Source organism: Rhodococcus sp. PAMC28707, assembly GCF_004795915.1.
Classification (GTDB): domain Bacteria; phylum Actinomycetota; class Actinomycetes; order Mycobacteriales; family Mycobacteriaceae; genus Rhodococcoides.
The window spans coordinates 1723108-1742134 of record NZ_CP039253.1; the positions used below are offsets into that span (position 1 = coordinate 1723108).

Annotated in this window: 22 protein-coding genes and 1 pseudogene; 12 read left to right on the top strand and 11 right to left on the bottom strand. The window is 61.3% G+C overall.

The genetic code is table 11. The features are described 5' to 3' along the window. Positions 1–75: 75 nt before the first annotated feature. Positions 76–933, bottom strand: coding sequence for a phytanoyl-CoA dioxygenase family protein (locus E5720_RS07780; RefSeq protein ID WP_136170179.1), 858 nt, complete (start codon positions 931–933; stop codon positions 76–78). Between the two features lie 108 nt (positions 934–1041). On the opposite strand from E5720_RS07780, the gene E5720_RS07785 reads away from it, so the two are divergent. From E5720_RS07785 to E5720_RS07795, 3 genes are all read left to right on the top strand, one after another. After that, positions 1042–1632 carry a TetR/AcrR family transcriptional regulator C-terminal ligand-binding domain-containing protein gene (locus E5720_RS07785; RefSeq protein ID WP_136170180.1) on the top strand — a complete coding sequence of 197 codons (591 nt, stop codon included), beginning with the start codon at positions 1042–1044 and terminating at the stop codon, positions 1630–1632. A gap of 117 nt (positions 1633–1749) precedes the next feature. Further along, complete coding sequence (locus E5720_RS07790; RefSeq protein WP_136170181.1) at positions 1750–3366, top strand: ABC transporter substrate-binding protein; 1617 nt, start codon at positions 1750–1752, stop codon at positions 3364–3366. Beyond that, on the top strand, positions 3363–4541 hold the full coding sequence (locus E5720_RS07795; RefSeq protein ID WP_136170182.1) for a saccharopine dehydrogenase NADP-binding domain-containing protein: 1179 nt from the start codon (positions 3363–3365) through the stop codon (positions 4539–4541). The genes E5720_RS07790 and E5720_RS07795 overlap by 4 nt, the downstream gene beginning before the upstream one ends. 198 nt (positions 4542–4739) lie before the next feature. On the opposite strand, the gene E5720_RS07800 is transcribed toward E5720_RS07795, so the two are convergent. The 3 genes from E5720_RS07800 to E5720_RS07810 all read right to left on the bottom strand — a co-directional run bounded on the left by E5720_RS07800 (position 4740) and on the right by E5720_RS07810 (position 7130). After that, positions 4740–5321 (bottom strand): DUF6461 domain-containing protein, encoded by a 582-nt coding sequence (locus tag E5720_RS07800; RefSeq protein ID WP_136170183.1) that lies wholly within the window; start codon positions 5319–5321, stop codon positions 4740–4742. Positions 5322–5504: 183 nt separating this feature from the next. Next, on the bottom strand, positions 5505–6098 hold the full coding sequence (locus E5720_RS07805) for a DUF6461 domain-containing protein (RefSeq protein WP_136170184.1): 594 nt from the start codon (positions 6096–6098) through the stop codon (positions 5505–5507). Between the two features lie 459 nt (positions 6099–6557). Continuing rightward, positions 6558–7130 (bottom strand): pentapeptide repeat-containing protein, encoded by a 573-nt coding sequence (locus E5720_RS07810; RefSeq protein WP_136170185.1) that lies wholly within the window; start codon positions 7128–7130, stop codon positions 6558–6560. Between the two features lie 134 nt (positions 7131–7264). Between E5720_RS07810 and E5720_RS07815 the strand changes: the two genes are divergently transcribed. The 4 genes from E5720_RS07815 to gap all read left to right on the top strand — a co-directional run bounded on the left by E5720_RS07815 (position 7265) and on the right by gap (position 10814). Continuing rightward, entirely contained in the window at positions 7265–7861 is a 597-nt protein-coding gene (locus E5720_RS07815) for a TetR/AcrR family transcriptional regulator (RefSeq protein ID WP_168708304.1), read from the top strand. Between the two features lie 198 nt (positions 7862–8059). Beyond that, positions 8060–8998, top strand: a complete 939-nt coding sequence (locus tag E5720_RS07820; RefSeq protein ID WP_136170187.1) for an alpha/beta fold hydrolase — start codon at positions 8060–8062, stop codon at positions 8996–8998. A gap of 213 nt (positions 8999–9211) precedes the next feature. After that, entirely contained in the window at positions 9212–9790 is a 579-nt protein-coding gene (locus E5720_RS07825) for a TetR/AcrR family transcriptional regulator (RefSeq protein WP_136170188.1), read from the top strand. Positions 9791–9806: 16 nt separating this feature from the next. Continuing rightward, complete coding sequence (gap, locus tag E5720_RS07830) at positions 9807–10814, top strand: type I glyceraldehyde-3-phosphate dehydrogenase (protein WP_136170189.1); 1008 nt, start codon at positions 9807–9809, stop codon at positions 10812–10814. 418 nt (positions 10815–11232) lie between these two features. Here the strand turns inward: gap and E5720_RS07835 are convergent, their stop codons facing one another. Continuing rightward, complete coding sequence (locus E5720_RS07835; RefSeq protein ID WP_136170190.1) at positions 11233–11664, bottom strand: MerR family transcriptional regulator; 432 nt, start codon at positions 11662–11664, stop codon at positions 11233–11235. Between the two features lie 56 nt (positions 11665–11720). Here E5720_RS07835 and E5720_RS07840 point away from each other — a divergent pair, with 56 nt between their 5' ends. Further along, on the top strand, positions 11721–12683 hold the full coding sequence (locus tag E5720_RS07840; protein WP_136170191.1) for an oxidoreductase: 963 nt from the start codon (positions 11721–11723) through the stop codon (positions 12681–12683). 382 nt (positions 12684–13065) lie between these two features. Here the strand turns inward: E5720_RS07840 and E5720_RS07845 are convergent, their stop codons facing one another. Next, complete coding sequence (locus tag E5720_RS07845) at positions 13066–13524, bottom strand: MarR family winged helix-turn-helix transcriptional regulator (RefSeq protein WP_136170192.1); 459 nt, start codon at positions 13522–13524, stop codon at positions 13066–13068. Positions 13525–13593: 69 nt separating this feature from the next. On the opposite strand from E5720_RS07845, the gene E5720_RS21620 reads away from it, so the two are divergent. From E5720_RS21620 to E5720_RS21625, 3 genes are all read left to right on the top strand, one after another. Continuing rightward, complete coding sequence (locus tag E5720_RS21620) at positions 13594–13896, top strand: MFS transporter (RefSeq protein ID WP_168708305.1); 303 nt, start codon at positions 13594–13596, stop codon at positions 13894–13896. Positions 13897–13928: 32 nt separating this feature from the next. Next, positions 13929–14429, top strand: coding sequence for an MFS transporter (locus E5720_RS07850; RefSeq protein ID WP_247596218.1), 501 nt, complete (start codon positions 13929–13931; stop codon positions 14427–14429). A gap of 207 nt (positions 14430–14636) precedes the next feature. Further along, the gene (locus tag E5720_RS21625) at positions 14637–14936 is read left to right on the top strand and encodes an MFS transporter (RefSeq protein ID WP_168708307.1); all 300 of its coding nucleotides are present in this window, start codon (positions 14637–14639) and stop codon (positions 14934–14936) included. Positions 14937–15104: 168 nt separating this feature from the next. Here E5720_RS21625 and E5720_RS21965 read toward each other — a convergent pair. Beyond that, positions 15105–15374: pseudogene (locus E5720_RS21965) on the bottom strand (RES domain-containing protein); the annotation flags it as partial. Continuing rightward, positions 15359–15964: a DNA-binding protein gene (locus E5720_RS07860; RefSeq protein WP_136170194.1), complete on the bottom strand. Its 606-nt coding sequence runs from the start codon at positions 15962–15964 to the stop codon at positions 15359–15361. The pseudogene E5720_RS21965 and the gene E5720_RS07860, both read right to left, overlap by 16 nt. 322 nt (positions 15965–16286) lie before the next feature. Between E5720_RS07860 and E5720_RS07865 the strand changes: the two genes are divergently transcribed. Next, positions 16287–16946, top strand: coding sequence for a hypothetical protein (locus tag E5720_RS07865; RefSeq protein WP_136170195.1), 660 nt, complete (start codon positions 16287–16289; stop codon positions 16944–16946). Positions 16947–17312: 366 nt separating this feature from the next. Here the strand turns inward: E5720_RS07865 and E5720_RS07870 are convergent, their stop codons facing one another. The 3 genes from E5720_RS07870 to E5720_RS07880 form a co-directional block, all read right to left on the bottom strand. Then, positions 17313–17939 carry a DUF1109 domain-containing protein gene (locus E5720_RS07870; protein ID WP_136170196.1) on the bottom strand — a complete coding sequence of 209 codons (627 nt, stop codon included), beginning with the start codon at positions 17937–17939 and terminating at the stop codon, positions 17313–17315. A gap of 159 nt (positions 17940–18098) precedes the next feature. Then, a complete protein-coding gene (locus tag E5720_RS07875; RefSeq protein ID WP_136170197.1) occupies positions 18099–18296 on the bottom strand; it encodes a hypothetical protein in 198 nt (65 codons plus the stop codon). 410 nt (positions 18297–18706) lie between these two features. Then, entirely contained in the window at positions 18707–18979 is a 273-nt protein-coding gene (locus tag E5720_RS07880) for a hypothetical protein (RefSeq protein WP_136170198.1), read from the bottom strand. Between the last annotated feature and the right edge of the window lie 48 nt (positions 18980–19027).

Sequence of the window (19027 nt, forward strand, 5' to 3'; positions counted from 1 at the left end):
CCCGCGGTCCGCGGGCGGGCACGGACCGACGTCGCTGAAGCCCTGCGCCCCAGGGCACAGAGCCTGGCGTAGCGCCTACAGTTTGCCGGCGGCGATCAGCTCGACAGGGTCGGCAAGGTCCACGGTGCCGAGATAGCCCCCGCGCTGCGCGATCGCATCATGCACGCCGAATCCCAGAATATTCTGAGACTCGCGCGGCAGGGTGCGAACCTGTTCCAACGGGATCGACAGGTACTGGTTCTCCTCGGTTCGCAGCCAACCGACGCTGTAACTGATGTGCATCCCCCGGCGCCACTGGTCGGCCGTAGTGTTGGCGCCGGCGGCGTGGATTGTGGAACCGAGATAGATGATGCCCGAGCCCGCCTTCATCACCGCGGGGATGGCCTCGGCGTCGGTCGGCCGGCGTTGCACGTCCCACAGGTGACTGCCCGGGATCACGCGGGTGGCACCGTTGTCCGCGGTGAAGTCACGCAGGGCCAGCACCGAGGCCAACATGATGGTCGGCCGCGGTTTGGCCAAGTGAACCCACACGTCCTCGTCTCGATGAAGCGGCTGCGGGGTGCCGCCGGGTCCGCGGTTGAGCACGTGGGCAAGGTTGAGCTGATAAGTCGCGCAGTTGGGCAAAAGCACCTCGTCGCAGACCGCGCGATAGATCGGGTGGGTAAGCACCTCGGTGGCGAACACTTCGGACTTGGCAGCCAGCCCGGCCAGATGCTCGGTGCGGTCGCCGAAGAAGGCCGCCACCCCCGCATTGACGAAGCCTCGCTCGTCGCCCTGAGCGCTTTCGTTCAGGTGTACATCCAGCTCCTCGTTGAAGCGCCGCAGCAGATCCTGATCCAGCAGGTCTTCGACGATCACGGCACCATGCTCTTGCAGCGCGTCGGTGATGTCCTGCATGGGCCCGGAGGCGTGAATACGGGGAAGATCGGTCATGAGCACTCCTGAGTGTCTAATTTGCGGCTAGATGCACACAACCAGACATTCCCCACTAAAGCAACAGTTGTCGCTTTAAGGCATTTGTTCGGCAGATACGATCCCAACATGACGAGCGATGAACCCCGAACCCAACGCGTGCGCTCGGGTGGACGAAGCGAGGTCGTGCGGACCACGGTCGCCGCGACGGTGCTGGAGATGCTCCGCGAGGGCAACACCACATTCTCAGGCGCGGACGTCGCGCAGCGAGCGAACATCCACAGGTCGACCGTCTACCGATGGTGGCCGACCCGCGTGGCATTGGTCGAAGAGGCCCTCACGCTGCACACGGCACTACTCGTCGCCCCGGACACCGGATCCTGGGTCACCGATGTGCAGGCCCTCACCCGAGAGTTCGCTAATTTTTTTGCCAACCCGGTGGAGATCGCACTGAACGCGGTGCTCGCGTCCGACGTCGATTCCGAGGTAGCGGAGATCCAGCGCGCCCACTGGAACCCGATCCTGCGCGACCTGTCGGAGATGGTTGCCCGCGCGAAGGCGCGCGGCGAAGTAGGTGAGGACGTCAACGCCCGCTTCGTGCTGCAGATGATCGTCGGGCCACTCCTACTGAGCACAACTTTCGGCAAAAAGCCTGCCACCAGCGCCACAGTGGAGGCCATTGCGGAGGCGACCGCGAGGGCGTTCGCGCCAACCCCGTAGGCCGATCAGAAACACTGCCAACACCCTTAAAGCAACAACTGTTGCTTTAAGGGTGTTAAGTCGCCTACTGTCGCCTTAGTGACCTGGACCACACGGGCCAGGTCGGAGAGGCGTGAGATGACGAAACAGATAAAACGGGGGCCAGCGGCTCGGTTGACGCCGGTTCTCGCAGCGGCGCTGGGTGGCGCTTTGGTGCTGACCTCATGCGCCAGTTCGGGCACCGGCAACGACGACAGCGGTTCCATCGGATATGTCGCCGAGGTCGCAGACTCGTCGAACGCGGTGGCCGGTGGCGAGCTGACCTTCGGCTCCTACTCGTTTCCCCGCACGCTGGACCCCGCCGAGACACAGGCTGCAGGGTCCACAGGCGGCACAGAAATGGCCGCGATATATGACGTGCTGGTCAAGCGCGACAGCCGCGACGGGAAATTCGTCCCTCAACTCGCCGAAACGCTCGATGTCGACGACGACGGCATGCAATGGCGGATGACGCTGCCGGAAGACGCGACGTTCAGCGACGGCAGCCCGCTCGACGCGGCAGCCGTGGAATGGAGCATGGATCGGTTCGGCGCCAGCTACGCCAGTGGCTCGCAGACCTGGAACCACGTGGTCAAGTCTGTCGATACCGCCGATGACCGCACCGTGGAATTTCAGCTCAACCAACCGTGGCAGGACTTTCCAGTGCTGCTCGCCACCGGGGCCGGCATGATCGTCGCCGAGTCCTCTGTGAACGGCGACAGATTTACACCGATCGGGGCCGGGCCCTTCACGGTGCAGAATTACGCTCCAGACGAGGCACTGGTCCTCACCGCGCGCGAGGATTACCACGCCGGCCGCCCCAATCTGGACAAGGTCCGGTTCGTTCCGACCACCAGCGCCAACATGCAACTCGACTCGCTACGCAGCGGCGAGCTGGACATGGCCTTCATGTTTCGCAACCCCGACGCGATCGCGCAGGTCGAACAGGACGGCTGGGCTGGCTACCGTGACCTTCAAGGGCAGGGGGCGGTCGCGTTCATCAATCAGCGGGAAGGCCGACCGGGCCAGGACATCCGAGTACGCCAGGCTATTGCTCTGGCCATCGACCCGGCGATCATCGACCAGCGCACCTTCGGCGGAAACAACGACAGTCCAGTGGGCGCGGCGATGTTCCCTGAGGGCTCTCCGTGGCACAGCGACGTCGATCCACTCGTGGTAGACCCCGACGCGGCCCGTGCACTGCTGGACGAGGCGAAAGCCGATGGCTACGACGGAAAACTGACCTATGTGACCACTGCAGAACCGACGGCCGAGGCGGGTGCGCTGGCCGCACAGGCGATGCTGGGCCCAGTCGGCTTCGATGTCACGATCGACCGGGCCAGCAGCGTGAGCGATCTGATCCGAAAGCTCTACATAGTCAATGATTTCGATATCGCCCGAGGCGGCATGAACCTTGTCGACGAAGCGCCCTACCTTCGCCTGTACGACGGATTGGGCAGCGACTCCGGCGACAATGCGAGCGGCTACGCGGACCCCAAAATGGATGCGCTCCTGGAGGAACTGCTGAACTCGCAGTCAGAGGAAGCCAGCCAGGACATCATCGACAAGATACAGACGCAGGTCAACGAGACGGTGCCGTACCTGGTGTGGGCACCTGCACAAATCCGTGTGGTTTGGGATGAGCGAGTGCAGGGCGCGGAGCGCTCGGTCGACAACATCATTCTGCTGCACCGAGCGTGGGAGAACGAAGCATGAAGGTCGTGATCCTCAGCGCAGGGAGCGTGGGTGGGGAAGTCGCCCGTGAGCTTGCCAAGTCGGGCGTCGTCGACGAGATGGTCGTCGCCGACCGTGACGAGTCGCTAGCAAGAGAAGTCGTAGCCGATGTGCAGTCCGAGTCGATGACCGCGGTCGCGGCGGGCTTCGATGCCGCCGACACCGCGAGCATCGACGCGGTGATTGCCGGCGCGGACATCGTCTTCAACGCCGTCGGCCCGTTCTATCGCTTCGGCATGAACATCGTGCGTGCGGCGGTGGCCGCGCGTGCCCACTATGTAGACGTGTGCGACGAGTTCGACGTCACGCAGAAGCTGATCAACAACTCGGAACTGGACGAAGCGGCACGAGCGGCCGGTTTGACGGTATTGACCGGCATGGGGTCCTCACCGGGAGTGACGAACCTGGCCGCGCGCTGGGCCGTGGACGAGTTGACGTCCGCACACACCGTCAATGTCGTGATCGGAGTGCCATACCGGGTGGACCTCGGCTACACGCTGAACGACCACATGCTGCACTCCATGTCCGGCAACGTATCGCAGTACCTGGACGGCGCAGAACGTGACGTGCCGGCGTGGGACTCACCGCAGACGTTCACGATGGCCGAGCCATTCGGCACTCACGACTTCGGTTACATGGGCCACCCCGAGGGTGTCACGCTGGGGCGCTACATCGCTGGACTGCGCAACGCGGTGGTGCGGTTCGCCTGGTTCGAGCCAGAGGGCGTGCAAATCTGGAAAGACCTCGACAGGCTGGGCATGCTCAGCGGCAAAGTCTCTGACGGGCTACCGATCTCACCGCGGGAATTCCTCGCCCGCTACATGACAACGCCGGAAGGCCAACGGCACCTAGGTATAGAGGTGACCGACCAACTCCCCGGCAGCGCCTGGCAGGTGGCCGTCGACGGAGAGAAAGACGGAGTGCCCACTCGGATCGCGATCGAAGGCCACATTCTTTACCCGAGTAGCCGAAATAGCGCGGGCACCATCACCGCAGTTCCCGCTGCGGCTGCCCTCGTCGAGCTGATCGAGGGACGACTGACCCGACGCGGAATCGTCGCACCCGAGGCTTGCATCGAAGACGCGGAGGGGTTCGTCCGCAGAGTGACAGCGGCATCGGAAGTGGGGCTGCACCACACCGTTACGGTGACCTCCTGAACTTGCCCAATGATGGGTCGAACGGCCCGGTCTGCCACAGCGCCGCCGGCCGGCCCCCATCGGCAGGTTCTGGTCGAGGCAGCGAGGTGCCGATCGGTACCTCGCTGCCGGCGATCCCGATATTGCCGGTACACCACCCCCGAGCGTCGCATAGTCGGAGATGGCTATTCCCCTGTGGCACAAGAGGTGCTACGCGACCTATGCCCCACCGCAGGTCTCGGTGATCAAAGGTTCGATCGGATCAGCCGTCAGAGCAATCACTCCCGCGAGCCGCGCCTGCATACACAAACCGCCCGACATCCATTCCTCCCAATCGATCTCGTCCTCTTCATCCAGGTAACCCTCGGGAGCCGAGCGATCCGAGGGGTCCGCCACCCGCCCCAACTCGAAATGCCGCTCGATGCCGCCGTCGACGGCGTACACGAACGTCGACAGCAAATTCACATCCCACTGCACAGTGATGCTGGTACCGAACGCATCGGACAACCGCTCCGGCAGAGGCGACAACACCGCATTGATCGCGAATTCCTCGAGCACCCACACCCAGCCACCGGCCACACCCGCAAATCGCTGCGCCAGATCATCATCACCGAGCGAATCCATCCACTCGTCGTCACTCATCCCCGCCGCCCGGCGCACCTTCCTCGGGTTCACGGAATTGAACACCTCGAGCACAGCCTCCGGGTCAGCGGAATGCACCAGCGTGAAACACAAACCCATATCGAAGCGGTCGTCCTCCTCGACCCACGCAAAATCGTCCTGGGAAATTTCTGTCATCATCTGGACAGCTTTCCACTCGAAGAGGCACCAGCCCAACACGCAGCAGTCCCCGGACAATTTGTCGCAATACAGGACCTACAGTCGGCTCCATGTCCGACACCGCGAACTACGACGTGTACACCCTGGAGCTAGGCCCGGTCGACACCCTCGGCGAAATGCATGAGCTCGAAGGTCTACTGCTGATCAGGTGAACTGACAGATGCGGTACTGCGACTGACTCAGCAACGAATGATTCAGTCGTACAACGGTTATCGCCTCGGCCAGCGCGAACGCTGCCTGGTGATAGGTGACGATCTCCGGCAGCATCTCATCAGGTTTTCGGCCGAGGTGAAAGCCACCGATCCGTTCCATGAGCGGAAGAAGTGCATCGGGGTCCTCGCCGCTACGTGAGTCTGCAAACATCTTCTCGAACGTTGTGACCGTCGACCCGTCTCGGAAGAACTTGAAGTAGCTGACGGCAGGGTTTGCATCGATGCTGACCACCGACCGCCCAACCGATAGTGACAGCTTGGCATCATCACCAAGATAGCCGTAGGGCTCGTAGAAAACGACGGCATCATCGACTTGAAGGAGACCACCGATCAGATCGAAACCGTGGTCATACGCGAATTCGGTGAGGGCTTCGTAATCGCCGCTGCTCGATGCGGTCACCGCCGGTAGCACTGCCGCTACGTCGTCGATGGTCGCTGAAGTGCAGATCGTCAAACAGAATCCCTCGTCGAACAGAAATGGATCATCTCGGATCCATGCGTAATCGGTGTAACGCACGTCGGTCATCGTCCGAATCTACGTCGATTGCCCTGATGAACCTGTTCGCATCGCGTGTAATCAGAAGGCTTCACATACCTGTGACCGTTTCTTGGATGACGCGTGAGCATCGAGCATAGAAACGTCCGTTTGCATTCCGGCACTAGTCAAGGCCCGAACGCTATTTCACGATCCACTGCGAGTTCATCCGTTGACGTGCCGTTGTATGGAATGCGGATCTCAATGAGGGAAGCAACCCCGAGCGTATGAGGTGCAAACTCTCGACTGTTCGGCTCGTGCAAGCTGCGAGCGCAGCGTTGGATCGGTGACCTGGGTGGGCCGGTTCCGTTCAGTCGGTCATCGAGCATGGCGGGGACCAATGGATGGTGTGTCGTTTCTGACGTCGACGCTCAGAGTGCTGGGCCTGACCGCACGGTTCGCTCGGACGGCTGCTGGCGAATCGAGTTCTGTACCGATTGCCGATCGCCGTCAGTCGGTCGAGGTGCCGTCCGGCATCGTTGCCTCAGTGAGATCTGCACCGGTCAGGACAGCAGTGCCGATTTTCGCGCCGGTCAGGTTGACCTTGCCTAGATAGGTACCAATCAGGATGGCGCCGGTCAGGTCAGCGTCAGCGAGGTACGCGCCGGTCATGTACGCGCAAGAGAGATCCGCTCCGGCGAGATTCGCGTGCCCGAGAAAGGTTGACGTCAGATATGCCAACGTCAGGTCTGCATCCCTCAAACAAGCCCGCGTGAGGTAAGCGCCGGTGAAGTTGGCGTCGTGAGCGGTCACTCCAGTGAGATCGGCCCTCGCCAGATCAGTGCCGACGAATTCGGCGGACGTCAGATCGGCGCCGGCGAGGGTGGCGTCGGTGAGATCGGCTCCAGACAGGTCGGCACCGGTGAGGTCCACGCCCGACAAGTTTGCACCCGCCAGGTTCACCCCTGCCAGATCGGCGTCGACGAGACTGGCGCTCTTCAGGCCACGGACTCGGAGGGAATTCCAGGTCGCGACATCCGTGCGGAGTAGTTCGAGGAGATGCGTCTGCGCTGTCGATGTCATTGAACCCCCGGTAGGACAAGCACAGTGACTGGCCACCACCTGACCAGGGCAACCAACGCCACCGAGCATCAAGTTGACAACGTCAACCTAGCAGCGACTCGTTGACAGCGTCAACAACCTCATATCCTGAGGAGGTGCAAGAACAGACCCGAGACACGCGCAGCACCTTGATAGCCGCGGCCAGCGACCTCTTGGCACGGGGCGGGCCCGCTCACGTCACACTGCGAGCAGTCGGCGCGGCCGCCGATGTGTCGCGGACCGCGCCGTACCGCCACTTCCAAGACAAAGACGATCTGCTCAGTACGGTGGCCGCCGAGAACCTGACGTTCTTGAAAGCGGAGATGCAGCGCGCAGTAGCGGACCCCGCGACAGCTTCCACCTCGCTGTTCCGCGCCTGCCTTGCCTACGTCCGTGTCGCCTGGGAATACCCGAACCATTACCGACTCGAGTTCGGAGGCGACTACGCGTTCAAGCCGAGCCGGGTGCTGAAAGAGGCCGCTACCGACTTCACCAGCTATTTCCATGAACTGGTCGTCGAGGCGCAGCGGAGCAACATTCTCATCACCGGCGACGCCCGGGACGTCGGCCCGCTGCTCTGGGTCCTGTTGCACGGGCTGGCAATGTCCAACCACCTGATTACCGACCGGACAGGCGAATCCGGGACAGGCTACGGAGTCGACGACCTGCCGCGCATTCTCGGTCTGGCCTTGCGAAACCTTGCCCCACGCTGAGCCGAAATTGGATCGACCCGGGGAGTTCATGTCCCCACTGCGGGAAGTTGAGACCCGTTGCTGTTCAATTGGTTTCAATACCTGACTGTCCCAATGAGTAGAAGTACCTCGAGCAGTTCTCCTCACGCGGGTCGATGAGCCTGCCGTTTTTTGTCCAATCAGGCCCACGGGCAATCAAGCATTGGCTAGGTTCTCGGCATGCAGAGGAAACTGATTGCGGCGCTCGGCTCGGTAGTTGCGTTGCTGTTCACCGCAACCGGCCAGGCCTCGGCGGCGGACCTCCCGGTGTCGTACAACTTCTTCGGCGGCATCGTGCCGGAGCTGACCAACCCCGGAGGTTCCTTACCCGGATCCAACGACTACGGATGCGTGCCGTCCGAAGAACACCCCAACCCAGTAGTGCTCGCTCACGGAACCGGCGGGGCGCAACAGACCAACTGGGGGACGTACGTCCCGCTGCTGAAGAACGAGGGATACTGCGTCTTTGCGCTCACCTACGGTGCGCCGAAGGGATTGCCCTGGCCCGCTACCGCCGTCGGGGGCATGGAACGAATGGAGGACAGCGCCAGTGAGTTCGCCACCTTCGTCGACGGAGTTCTCACCGCTACCGGCGCATCCAAGGTGGACGTCGTCGGCCACTCCCAGGGCACGATCCTGCCTGCCTACTACGCGAAGTACCTGGGCGGCCGCGACAAGATCGACAAATACGTCTCCATCGCACCCGCATGGAACGGCACCACCGTGGCGGGAATGGACGTCATTTTCGAACAGGCCCGGCAACTCGGGATCAAAACCGAGGACTTACCGATCTGCCATGCGTGCGGGCAACTCGATCCCGACTCCTCGTTCATGCGGGCGATCCGGGAGGGCGGCTACTACTACCCCGAGATCGAGTACACCAACATCGCAACGAAGTACGACGAACTCGTCGTCCCGTACTCCTCGGCCCTGCAGTCCGGTGGCGAGAACGTTCACAACATCCTCGTCCAGGACGGATGCGACGTCGACTACACCGAGCACGCCGGCATCGCCGGATCCCGGCGAGCGGCCTACTTCGTGCTCAATGCTCTCGATCCCGAGAATCCGCGGCCGGTCCCCTGCGATCGAGCGGCACCACTGTCCGGCTCGGCCTTCTGAGCGCACAAAGGAATCGAGGAAGTGCGCCTCGGCGGCGGTCAATCGAACCGAGCCAGGCCGCCGCGGATGTAGGGCGCACAATGCAAATACGAGGCCGGGCGGGCCCCGGACATACTCGTCGAAGAGCAGCGTCGATACGCATCGGGATACCGAACCGCCTATCCCCCGAGGGGGCAGTTTCGCCCCGTACATACCAGTTGTTACATTGCCTGCATGACTTCTCGAGACCAACTGACGGATGCGATGGCGGATCTGCTGTGGGAGCGCGGTTATGCGGCAACCAGTCCACGTGACGTGATGGCTCGTGCCGGTGTCGGCCAGGGCAGCATGTATCACCACTTCAGCGGAAAGCACCAACTCGCAGTCGAGGCACTATCGACCATTGCCGGTGATCTGACGGCCGCATCCGCCGCGCTCGAAGAAGGGGGCGCCCCGCTGGAACGGATGAAGCAGTATCTCTCTTTGCCGCGCCCAGGAACGTTGGGGTGCCGGGTGGGACGGATGACCCAAGACCCACAAGTCGTCGCTGACGCGGAACTGATCGCGATCGTCGCTGATGCTTTCGACACGATGCTCGATCGGTGGGAACAAACGATCGCCGCCGCGATCGCCGCAGGCGAACTACCGACAAGCATCGACCCAAGCGACCTTGCCCGAACGCTGTCCGCCGTAATCCAGGGCGGTTATGTGCTGGCTCGCGCCAAGGGCGAGCAAGGCCCTATGGACGCAGCAATCAGGGGCGCACTTTCGCTGCTCGACGCCGCCCAACTGGCTATCACCACCGAATCATGATCAACAAGGAGACAGAATGACAGCTCGCATCGGGATCAACGGTTTTGGCCGAATTGGCCGCAGCTACCTCCGCGCCGCACTACTCAGCAACGCCGACATCAGGGTTGTTGCAATCAACGACATCGCCGATGCGGCAACCCTCGCGTCGCTCCTCGAATGGGATTCGTTTTCTGGACACCTGGCCGGTGTTCACGTCGATGGAAACACGATCGTCGTCAATGGTGCTCGGATCCGCGTCACCTCCGAACGCGAGCCGGCCCGTATCCCCTGGGGTGATGACAACGTGGACGTCGTCATTGAATCCACTGGCCGCTTCACGGGCACCGCTAGTGCTCGGCAACACCTGACCGCAGGAGCCAAGAAGGTCATCATTACGGCACCCGCCGACAGCGACGTTCCCGCAATCGTCCTCGGAGTAAACGACGACACTGTCGACTTGGCGGGAAATGTCTTCTCGAATGGCTCCTGCACGACAAACTGCCTCGCGCCTATGGCGAAGGTGCTACACGAAGCCTTCGGCATCGAATCCGGTTTGATGACAACGATTCACGCTTACACCAGCGACCAACGCCTCCAAGACGCTCCGCACACGGACCTGCGTCGAGCGCGCGCTGCTGCACTGTCCACGATCCCGACATCCTCCGGTGCTGCCAGTACCATCGGGCGGATTATCCCCGAGCTGGATGGAAAGCTCACTGGCCTTTCGCTCCGTGTTCCTGTGCCTATCGGATCAATCACTGACCTGACCGCCAAACTCAGCCGACCGGTGACCGCCGACGAAGTGAACACGGCCTTCCGCAGTGCTGCCGCCGCCCCGGAAATGTCGACATATCTCGCCTACTCAGAAGCACCGCTGGTGTCGGCCGATATTGTCGGCAACCCTCACTCCGCAATCTTTGACGCCCCGCTCACTCAAGCCATAGGGGATCAGGTCAAGGTCTTCGCCTGGTACGACAACGAATGGGGATTCTCCAACCGCCTAGTCGAACTGTCCCAGCGCATCGCCGAGAGCGCTCAACCGTAAACGATCTTGGTCTCGACAGGTCAACACATCCCCGACAACAAAGCGGGTCAGCCTAGAAGATCGGGTCACCACGCCCTTGGAGGATAACGGTGACCTGGAACGAATCGACACCGAGCCTGCACCGCGTACGTGCCCGAATCTCGCGAGGAGTAATCATCGACTGATCCATTCGCGTCATCGATGTGTATGCGGAATCAATCTCGCCGCCAGGAGGATTCGTTGGATCTGGACAGTTCTCGGTGGACACAGCGAATCGATTCCCAGCACTGAGTTAAAGGTCCGTCTCTGACGTGGCGCTTCACAGAACTACTCGGGTTCGGATGGTGTACCGGTCTGCTTCGGGGAATGCACAGTTCGACGAGTACGAGTCGAGGGGCGCAATCAGGATGGACAGGGCATCGTCCGACGATCGGGCGGTCTACGCTTTCACCGCAGGGGGTTGCGTGGGGTCCCACACGCCGTCAGTGGTCCCGTCCTGAACATGACGCTCGTACGCGATCACCTTTTCATGGATGACCTGGAGATCGGTGTACAACGAGGCGATCCGATCTTGCATTTGCTGCTCATGGTTCTGGAGCACCGCGAGACGCTCGGCTTCATTGCCAGGCCCTGCCCGGACAAGATCTGCAAACGTCCGGATGGTCGCCAGCGGCATCCCCGAGGCACGAAAACGGTTGCACAACTTCAGCCACTCCACATCGGCCGGCGCATATACCCGATGACGGGTCCCGCTCCTGGGGATATCACGAAGCAGCAGTCCCTCGCGTTCGAAGAATCGGAGTGCGTGAACGCTCAAGCCCGTCACGGTTGCAACATCCCCGATTGACAGCTCGCCGGCGATGGACTCCATTACTTGAGCCTAGAGCCTTGACCTAGAGCCTGCTCTAGGTCATAGCGTCAGCGGACATGACACATTCCGTTCAACAGCACCCCATCGGCTCTCAATTCGACGCCCGCAGTACCGCAGCGGATGTGCTTGGCGGTGTCGATCTTTCCGGCTTGGTCGCGCTGGTGACTGGCGGTGCATCCGGGCTCGGCCTCGAGACGACCCGCGCGCTCGCTAACGCGGGGGCAACAGTGGTGGTCGCGGCGCGCCGGGTCGACACTGCCACCAAGGCGGTCGCTGGGATTCCCTCGGTTGAGGTCCACGAACTCGACCTCGCGGACCTCGCGAGCGTAGAGCGGTTCGCGGATCGCTATCTGGAATCGGGGCGTCGCCTCGATCTCGTGTTCGGTGCCGCCGGCATCATGGCCTGCCCGGAAACGCGTGTCGGGGAGGGCTGGGAGGCTCACTTCGCGACCAACCACCTCGGGCACTATGCCCTGGTCAACCGGCTTGTGCCAGCACTCACTCCCGTTCGGGCCCGCATCGTGTTGTTCTCCTCCTCCGGGCACTTTCTCTCCGGCATCCGGTGGGAAGATATGCACTTCACTGGTGGCTATGACCGTTGGGCGGCGTACGCGCAGTCCAAGACTGCCAACGCGCTGATGGCCCTGCACCTCGCAGCAGTCGGTGCCCCGCGAGGAATCAGCGCGTTCTCGATTCATCCCGGCAGCATCCTGACTCCGCTGCAACGCCACATCCCTGAAGAGGAACAAATCGAGCTCGGCTGGATCGATCCAAGTGGGCGTCAGGTCGACGGGTTCAAGACTCCGGAGCAGGGTGCAGCGACAGCTGTCTGGGCGGCGACCGCTCCAGGCCTGGAAGCGTTTTCCGGGGCATACTGCCAAGACTGCGACATCGCCTCTATGGCCATCGACAATGACATGCTCCTTGGAGGCGTCAAGCCGTGGGCGATCGACCCCGACGATGCCGCCCGACTTTGGCCCCTCTCCGCATCCCTCACCGACGTCAACGCCTTCACCTAACCCCAGTGGATCCGACTTGCTTTACATCGGTTGCGGACCGGCAAGTCGTGCCGGGTCTTGTCCGGGGCATTTCGACCGCTGGCCCGCCTAACGTTTCCGTGGTTGTCGGCATTCAGGCGATGTCACACGGATCGATAGGATGCGTCATCCAGCGACATTTCGCGTGCAAACAGCCTGTGACGGTTCCAGCAGCATGGAGTGCGCGGCGGACGTGACGGTCGTCGCCGGAAACGTTTCTGTTGGTGAAGATCGGGTGATAGGGCCACACTGCAGTCAATTCGTCGAGGTAGCGGGTGTCCTCCCGACTACCGCGCAGAACTTATCGAGAAATCTGTGCAGATGTAGATCGTGACTGCCTAGTGCAGCTGAATTGGCTGAGCAATCAGTCGTCCTTGGTCGAAGACTCTGTTCGGTGACCGAGAACGACCTGCAACAGGTGAACCAACTTCGCTCGCTCTCGAGGGGTGAGGTCTTTGAGCAGCTCATCCTGCGCGATGGACAAGCGGTCATGTATTTCGATCATTCGCCGTCGCCCTGCATCGGTGATGCGGACTAGATTGCGGCGAGGATCCTCGGGATCGGCTTTACGGGTGACACTTTGAGCATCCTCCAACTCAGCGATTCTGTCTGCTACGTCTTTGCGATCCATGCGCAAGTGCTTGCCGACATCAGCTTGACTGCATGGCCCGAATTCGTCGAGTGCGCACAGAATTGCGTAATGGTAGCGGCCCGCACCCACCGCATCGAACATCTCTCGTGAGGCTCGAGCAGCGGTGACCGCGGTCTGTGTCATCAGCCAACTGGGAGTCTGCAGCAGTCGGCGCGGTGGTTGATAGGCCATCAAATACCCCTTGCGTTGGTGATACCAACAGCCTACCGTTCGTTGGTGACACCAACATAAAGAGCCTTGATGAACGAGAGACCAAGACCGTGGCAGGTGCTTGCATGCGTTGCCACGGCTCAATTGATGGTTGCGGTCGATGCCACCATCCTCGTGCTCGCACGCCCGAGCGCGATTCCCGACCTCGAGCTTTCGAGTGCCGGAGCTACTTGGGTACTGGCGGGGTATGTGCTCACAGCGGGATCGCTGATGATCACCGGAGGTCGCATTGCTCAAGCCTTGGGTTACACACAAATGATGACGTGCGGACTGGTCGTTTTCGCGGTTGCCTCAGCGGTGGGGGAAGCGCGGACAATGCGGGAGTTCTCATAGCCGCCCGGGTAGTTCAGGGTGTCGGTGCCGCTGTGCTGACCCCGGCAGCGATGGCACGATTGTCAGCTGCCTTCCCCGGTGCTGATCGCCACCGGGCCTACGGCATCTTCGGAATGATCATGGGTAGTGGAACCGCTGTCGGTGTCCTGCTCGGCGGGATCCTGACCGAGTCCGCCGGATGGCGATGGTGCATGTACATCAACGTGTTGTTCGTTGTTGTAGCACTGATCTTTTCGGTCTATGCGAGGGACTTTCCCGAAAGGTCCCCGGGCCATCTGAGAGGAGCATGGCGGGGGTTGATTCTTGCCGCAGGTGCAGGTGCCCTGCTGCAAGCGTTGACTGTGACCGACAACCCGACCGAGGCCCTTGTGTTCGCACTGGCAGGGCTGATCGTGATCGTCGTGTTCTCGGTCCTGGATCGGGCCTCCAGCACTCCATTGATTCCAGTCGTACTGTTCACCGATAGAGCCAGGGCGAGCGCCTACCTTGCGCATTTCCTCTGGGCAGTGGCTACTATCGCGACCTTCGTTTGAGTCAGCGGAACGCTCCAGCGAGATCTCGGTTTCTCACCCCTCGCAGCAGGCGCGTTCTTCCTTGTCTACCCAGCGACTATCCAAATTGGATTGTTCGTAGGACGCAGAGGACTGCTCGGCTCATCTGCGAACGCAACCAGTATCGGCTTAAGTTTGATCGGCTCAGGGCAGGCAGTCTTGGCATTGGTCCCGATGAGCCTGTTCACCATGCTATTTGCCCTCGGCATCATGGGGTTCGGCACCTCGCGTGTGATGCCGACTGCAAACAGTTCCATGAACGAGAACGCAGGTCCTCATGCTGGCGTCGCTGGAGCTATAGGGAGCACCCTGCAACAACTCGGTGCCAGCGTCGGCCTTGCCATCCCGGTGGCGCTGGTGCCCGTCACCGACCACGCCGCATCGGTAGCCGCAGGGGTTGCCGCAATCTCACTCACCCTTGGTGCGATATATGTTTCTGTCACCCAGAAAGCGACCACATCGAAGGCAACCATCGGACCACGGCCATGAAATCAATGTTTCGGATTTGCATGCCGGCAAGTATTGCGTTGGGCACCGACACCGCACGTGTCGAAGGTAGCCACCACTATTTTGCGGCGGCGACCTTCGCTGTTGATGGTCAGTGTCGAGGTGGCGGGGGGACCTCGCCGCCGACTGCGACGTTGCGGATCCAACTTCCGGAGTTGATGCGCCGTACCAGACACCGCGACCGATCGGGTCATAGCCGAGAGGTAGGGCGTGCGGGTCGAAGCGCAGCAGTGGCCCGAAGGTGCGCAATGAGCTCCAGGCCAGCACGTGGTCGCCGTCGGTCCTATGAACCCGCCACCACACTTCCTCGGCCGTGATCACCCGCAGTTCACGGTCTTGAATCCCTAACTCGCGCAGCACTTGTGGAGAGGCAGAATCTGGCAGCGTCGAATTTGGATTCGACGTCACGAACCTGCCCAGTCGCCAACCTCGACAAGCTGCAGCACCGAGTCGACCGGCTCTCCGGCCAACAACCATTCCCTGACCGATCTCGGCTTCCCATCGAAGAGTAGCTCCGGCCGGGGTGTTGTGAGGAAGCCGGCCACAGCGGCGGGATGCAGCTTTCGGCGCAGCAAATGTGGCAGCACCTGATCGAGCGCGCGGACGTGCTTGAGGACGAGTTCCTCGGGGTCTCTCCGGCTCTCGGCGAGTTCGAACTGAATTGCGGGGTAGACCCACGTGCCACCGTCGTCGATCGCCCACAGCGTGTGATGCAGGCGGCGCTGTCTCAATCGAGAATCGCTGACGTTCAACCCTTTCGCCACCTCTGCGGGTGAGTACGCCGTGCTGTAGAGCCGAGCCATATTAGCGATTACGTCGGCGGCATTCTCGTCGTAGGACTCGAGATCCTCGGTCAGGCCAAAGGAATCGAGTAAGTATGCCTCGGCGGCGGTCAGTCGAGCCGAGCCAGGCCGCTGCGGATGTAGGGCGCGAAAGGCAGATATGAGGTCGGACCGATTGAAATCGATTCGGTCTCGGAGTAGTCGATCGAGCTCGTCCTCGGTAGTCACAGCAGGGCCCCTCCGATGGAGCTAGCGATCGATAACGACAGGCTACGCCCGTTATCAGCGCCGCGGGCTGGGGTTATTCGGAAGAACTCCCACGGACGTCGCAGGATGACTGGTGAGACCCCGAACGGGGCTCGCTAGAAGAGAGGGATGAGGACGAACTGGGGCTGTAGCCGCGTTGCGCCACGTATGTCAGACAGTTCTCTGCCGAGACCGTAATGGCAGGTAGCCAAACCAAGGCGTGTTCAGGCGGTGTAAGCCAAGTCGGAAACAACGGCGTCAATCGAAGGCATCGATTCGCGACGGTAGGCAGCATACTGGCGCCATGGCTACCTTGATTCGCGACAGGTCGGCGATCGTCCAGACCGCTGAAGGACAATTTCGGATCCGCCCGGACACTGCGGATGAGGATCCTTGGAGGTTGACCTCCGACGCACTGACGGACGTTCGAAACGGGGCAATCCACGTAGCTACCGGTGCAACCTACGGACCAGTCAGAGTCACCGTCGAGGAGTGGACAGGATCCGCACCGGTTGATGATCAGTGCTGGGACGTCATCTCCGAGCGCAGTCTGCACAATCTCGCATCAGAAGATCCACACTTCCCGTCGTCTTCGCTGTGGATGGGCAATATCAACGATTCCGAGCCCGAGGTTCTTGTGACAGACGTCGTCGGACACGTGCGGATCAGGTTGCACGCACTGGGCCGCGACTCGGGACGCGCCCACGGTGACACCACAGAGCCTGTAGAGCGGTATCTGCTTCAGGTGTGGGCGGAACAGGCTCCATCGGCACCCGCCCATATTTACGGAAGTGACGCAGTCATGATCGGTCGGCTGGGAGCTGGCAACCTCTCCGTACGTCAAGACGAAACACCAGGCGCAGGCGAACACACATTGGCCCCACCGTCACAGCCGATGGTGAAAGACATCAAAGGCAAATTTTCTTCGAAATCATTTCCGTTGTGGTACCCCGGTGATCGCTGAAGAGTCTGCGTCCCCTCGCTGTCGCCGGCGGCCGGACATGCCGCGGTCGAGCAGTGCGAACAAGTTTTGCCGCCCCGAGTGGGAGCCCCGCTTCGACTTCTATGAACACTGCAGACAGGAGCGGAGGCCACCAGGTCGGTGACCGTCCCCAATTCGGAGTCTCTCCTCCCCCGTTTCAACTTCCGATAACCCGAACCTGGATGACCGTTTGTGAAGTGCACTTCTGCACGCAAAATCATCAGAAGATGACTGCACGCTCGGAGAAAGCCTCATCATTAAGTCGTTCTCGATCCGAGTCGCGCCGAACTGCGACACGCGCAGAGTCGACTTCGACTAGGCGATTCTCGGGGTTTGCAATTGTGCTCGTCAGTCTCGCCAGGTGGCGGTGAATTCGTACCACGGACCGTCCAAATGTGTTGCGGTGAAGTCATCGAATCCGGTGGGTACACCGTCGGGTGAGTACACCCATCCCACAGTGGTGAGCAACATGCTGCCCTCGTCGTGAAAGTAGACTTCGCCCTGCGGGGTTGCCTGAGCGAACCCTATGTCGAACGGCCCAATTTCGAAATCCTCGCGAGTAGTTCCGGGCGTTCGCAGCAGATCCGCGGCGGCAGCTTCAAATTCGGCTCGATCACCGAGAATCGATTGCGGTGGTAGCAGCGCCGATGCGGTCATACCTACGCCTACGACGATTGGCGCAGGAAGGATCCACCAGGACCATCGCCGATCAGCCAAGAGAACGTAGAGAGTGCGAATCGCCCAAAACACGCCTAAAGCGAGGAAAAGGAAAAGCAGGGCGAGGGTGACCAGCAGGGGGTCCAGCCAGGCGAACACCCCGAAGGGGGAAGGCCACCAGTTGCGCTGCAGACAGATCCACACCATGACGGCGGCGGAGACAATCGCCATGAAGACTGAGCCAGGTGGCTTCCGCGATGCAGGCTCGCCGGTCAATTTCCCAGCTACCCACTCATCCAGGGCCTGGAGCTTCGTCATCAAACCACCATATCTGCGAGCGGTTCGACTGAGCTGGTTCAAATCATTTGAACCAGCATCGCCATCATGGGATATCGCTCGGTTCGAGTACTGCACACCCGTCAATTAGGTGGAACGCTACTCGCACCGCCATTGTCCGAATGAAGTTCTGGTTCCACGTCATCCGGCAGGCGAAGTGGACCCGGACAACATCTCCGGGCCTCGCTTCTCGAGCGCAACAATTGCAGCGACAACGATCAGCATGCCGCTGGCAATTCCTGGCAGCCAAGTCGGATCCGGGGCGTACAGGAAGAACAGCACATCTCTGAGCTGATATATCGCCGAGGGCAGCAAGATGAGCGCTCTCGTTCGACGCATCCTGCCGATCAAATACAGCACTTCACAAATCAAGCCTCCCAGGGCCAACGCAATCAGAGGAGGCCCTCGGTGCCACTGCCAGAAAACTTCCCGATAACTTTCGTCCTGGAAATTATAATCGGCGAACACCACTGACGCGGCCAGGAGGAGCGCACCTGCAACCCAATTGATCGGGTGGCGCGGTAGCTCACGGATCCTAATCAGAGTCCACTACTGAACTCGTACCGCATCGTCCGCTGTGCCATCCGACCATCATCCCAGGCATTCGACCGTCGACGACTACTGCCCCGGAGGAGTACGTACATTGACGGGAATACCGGAGGTGCTACAGCTATGAGCCAGGAAAGCGAATACATCCGCACCGGTCCGATGCGCTGCAGGGGTGGGCCTGGGCACGCGGTCGGTCATAGCTAACGTCCGTCACCGAGGAGTCGTTCCAACTCCGCGCCGGCGTTCGGACTGTCGGCGTCGGACAGTCGTTGCAGCTCGCGCAAGTCGCGGCTCTCGACCGCGCGACGGGTCAGCAAGGTCCCGGCAAGCTCGCTGCCCTCATCGAGCAGTTCGTTCAGTGCATCCACGTCGTTTCGGGCATCCGCGAGTTCGGCGAGCCGATCCAGCGCGGTCTCGTTGCCTTCGTCGGCGAGCGCACGGAGGATCGTCTCATCGGCATCGTGATCAGTCATGAACATAGTGTGCAACCTTGCCCTTGGGGCAGGGTCAAGTACAGAATG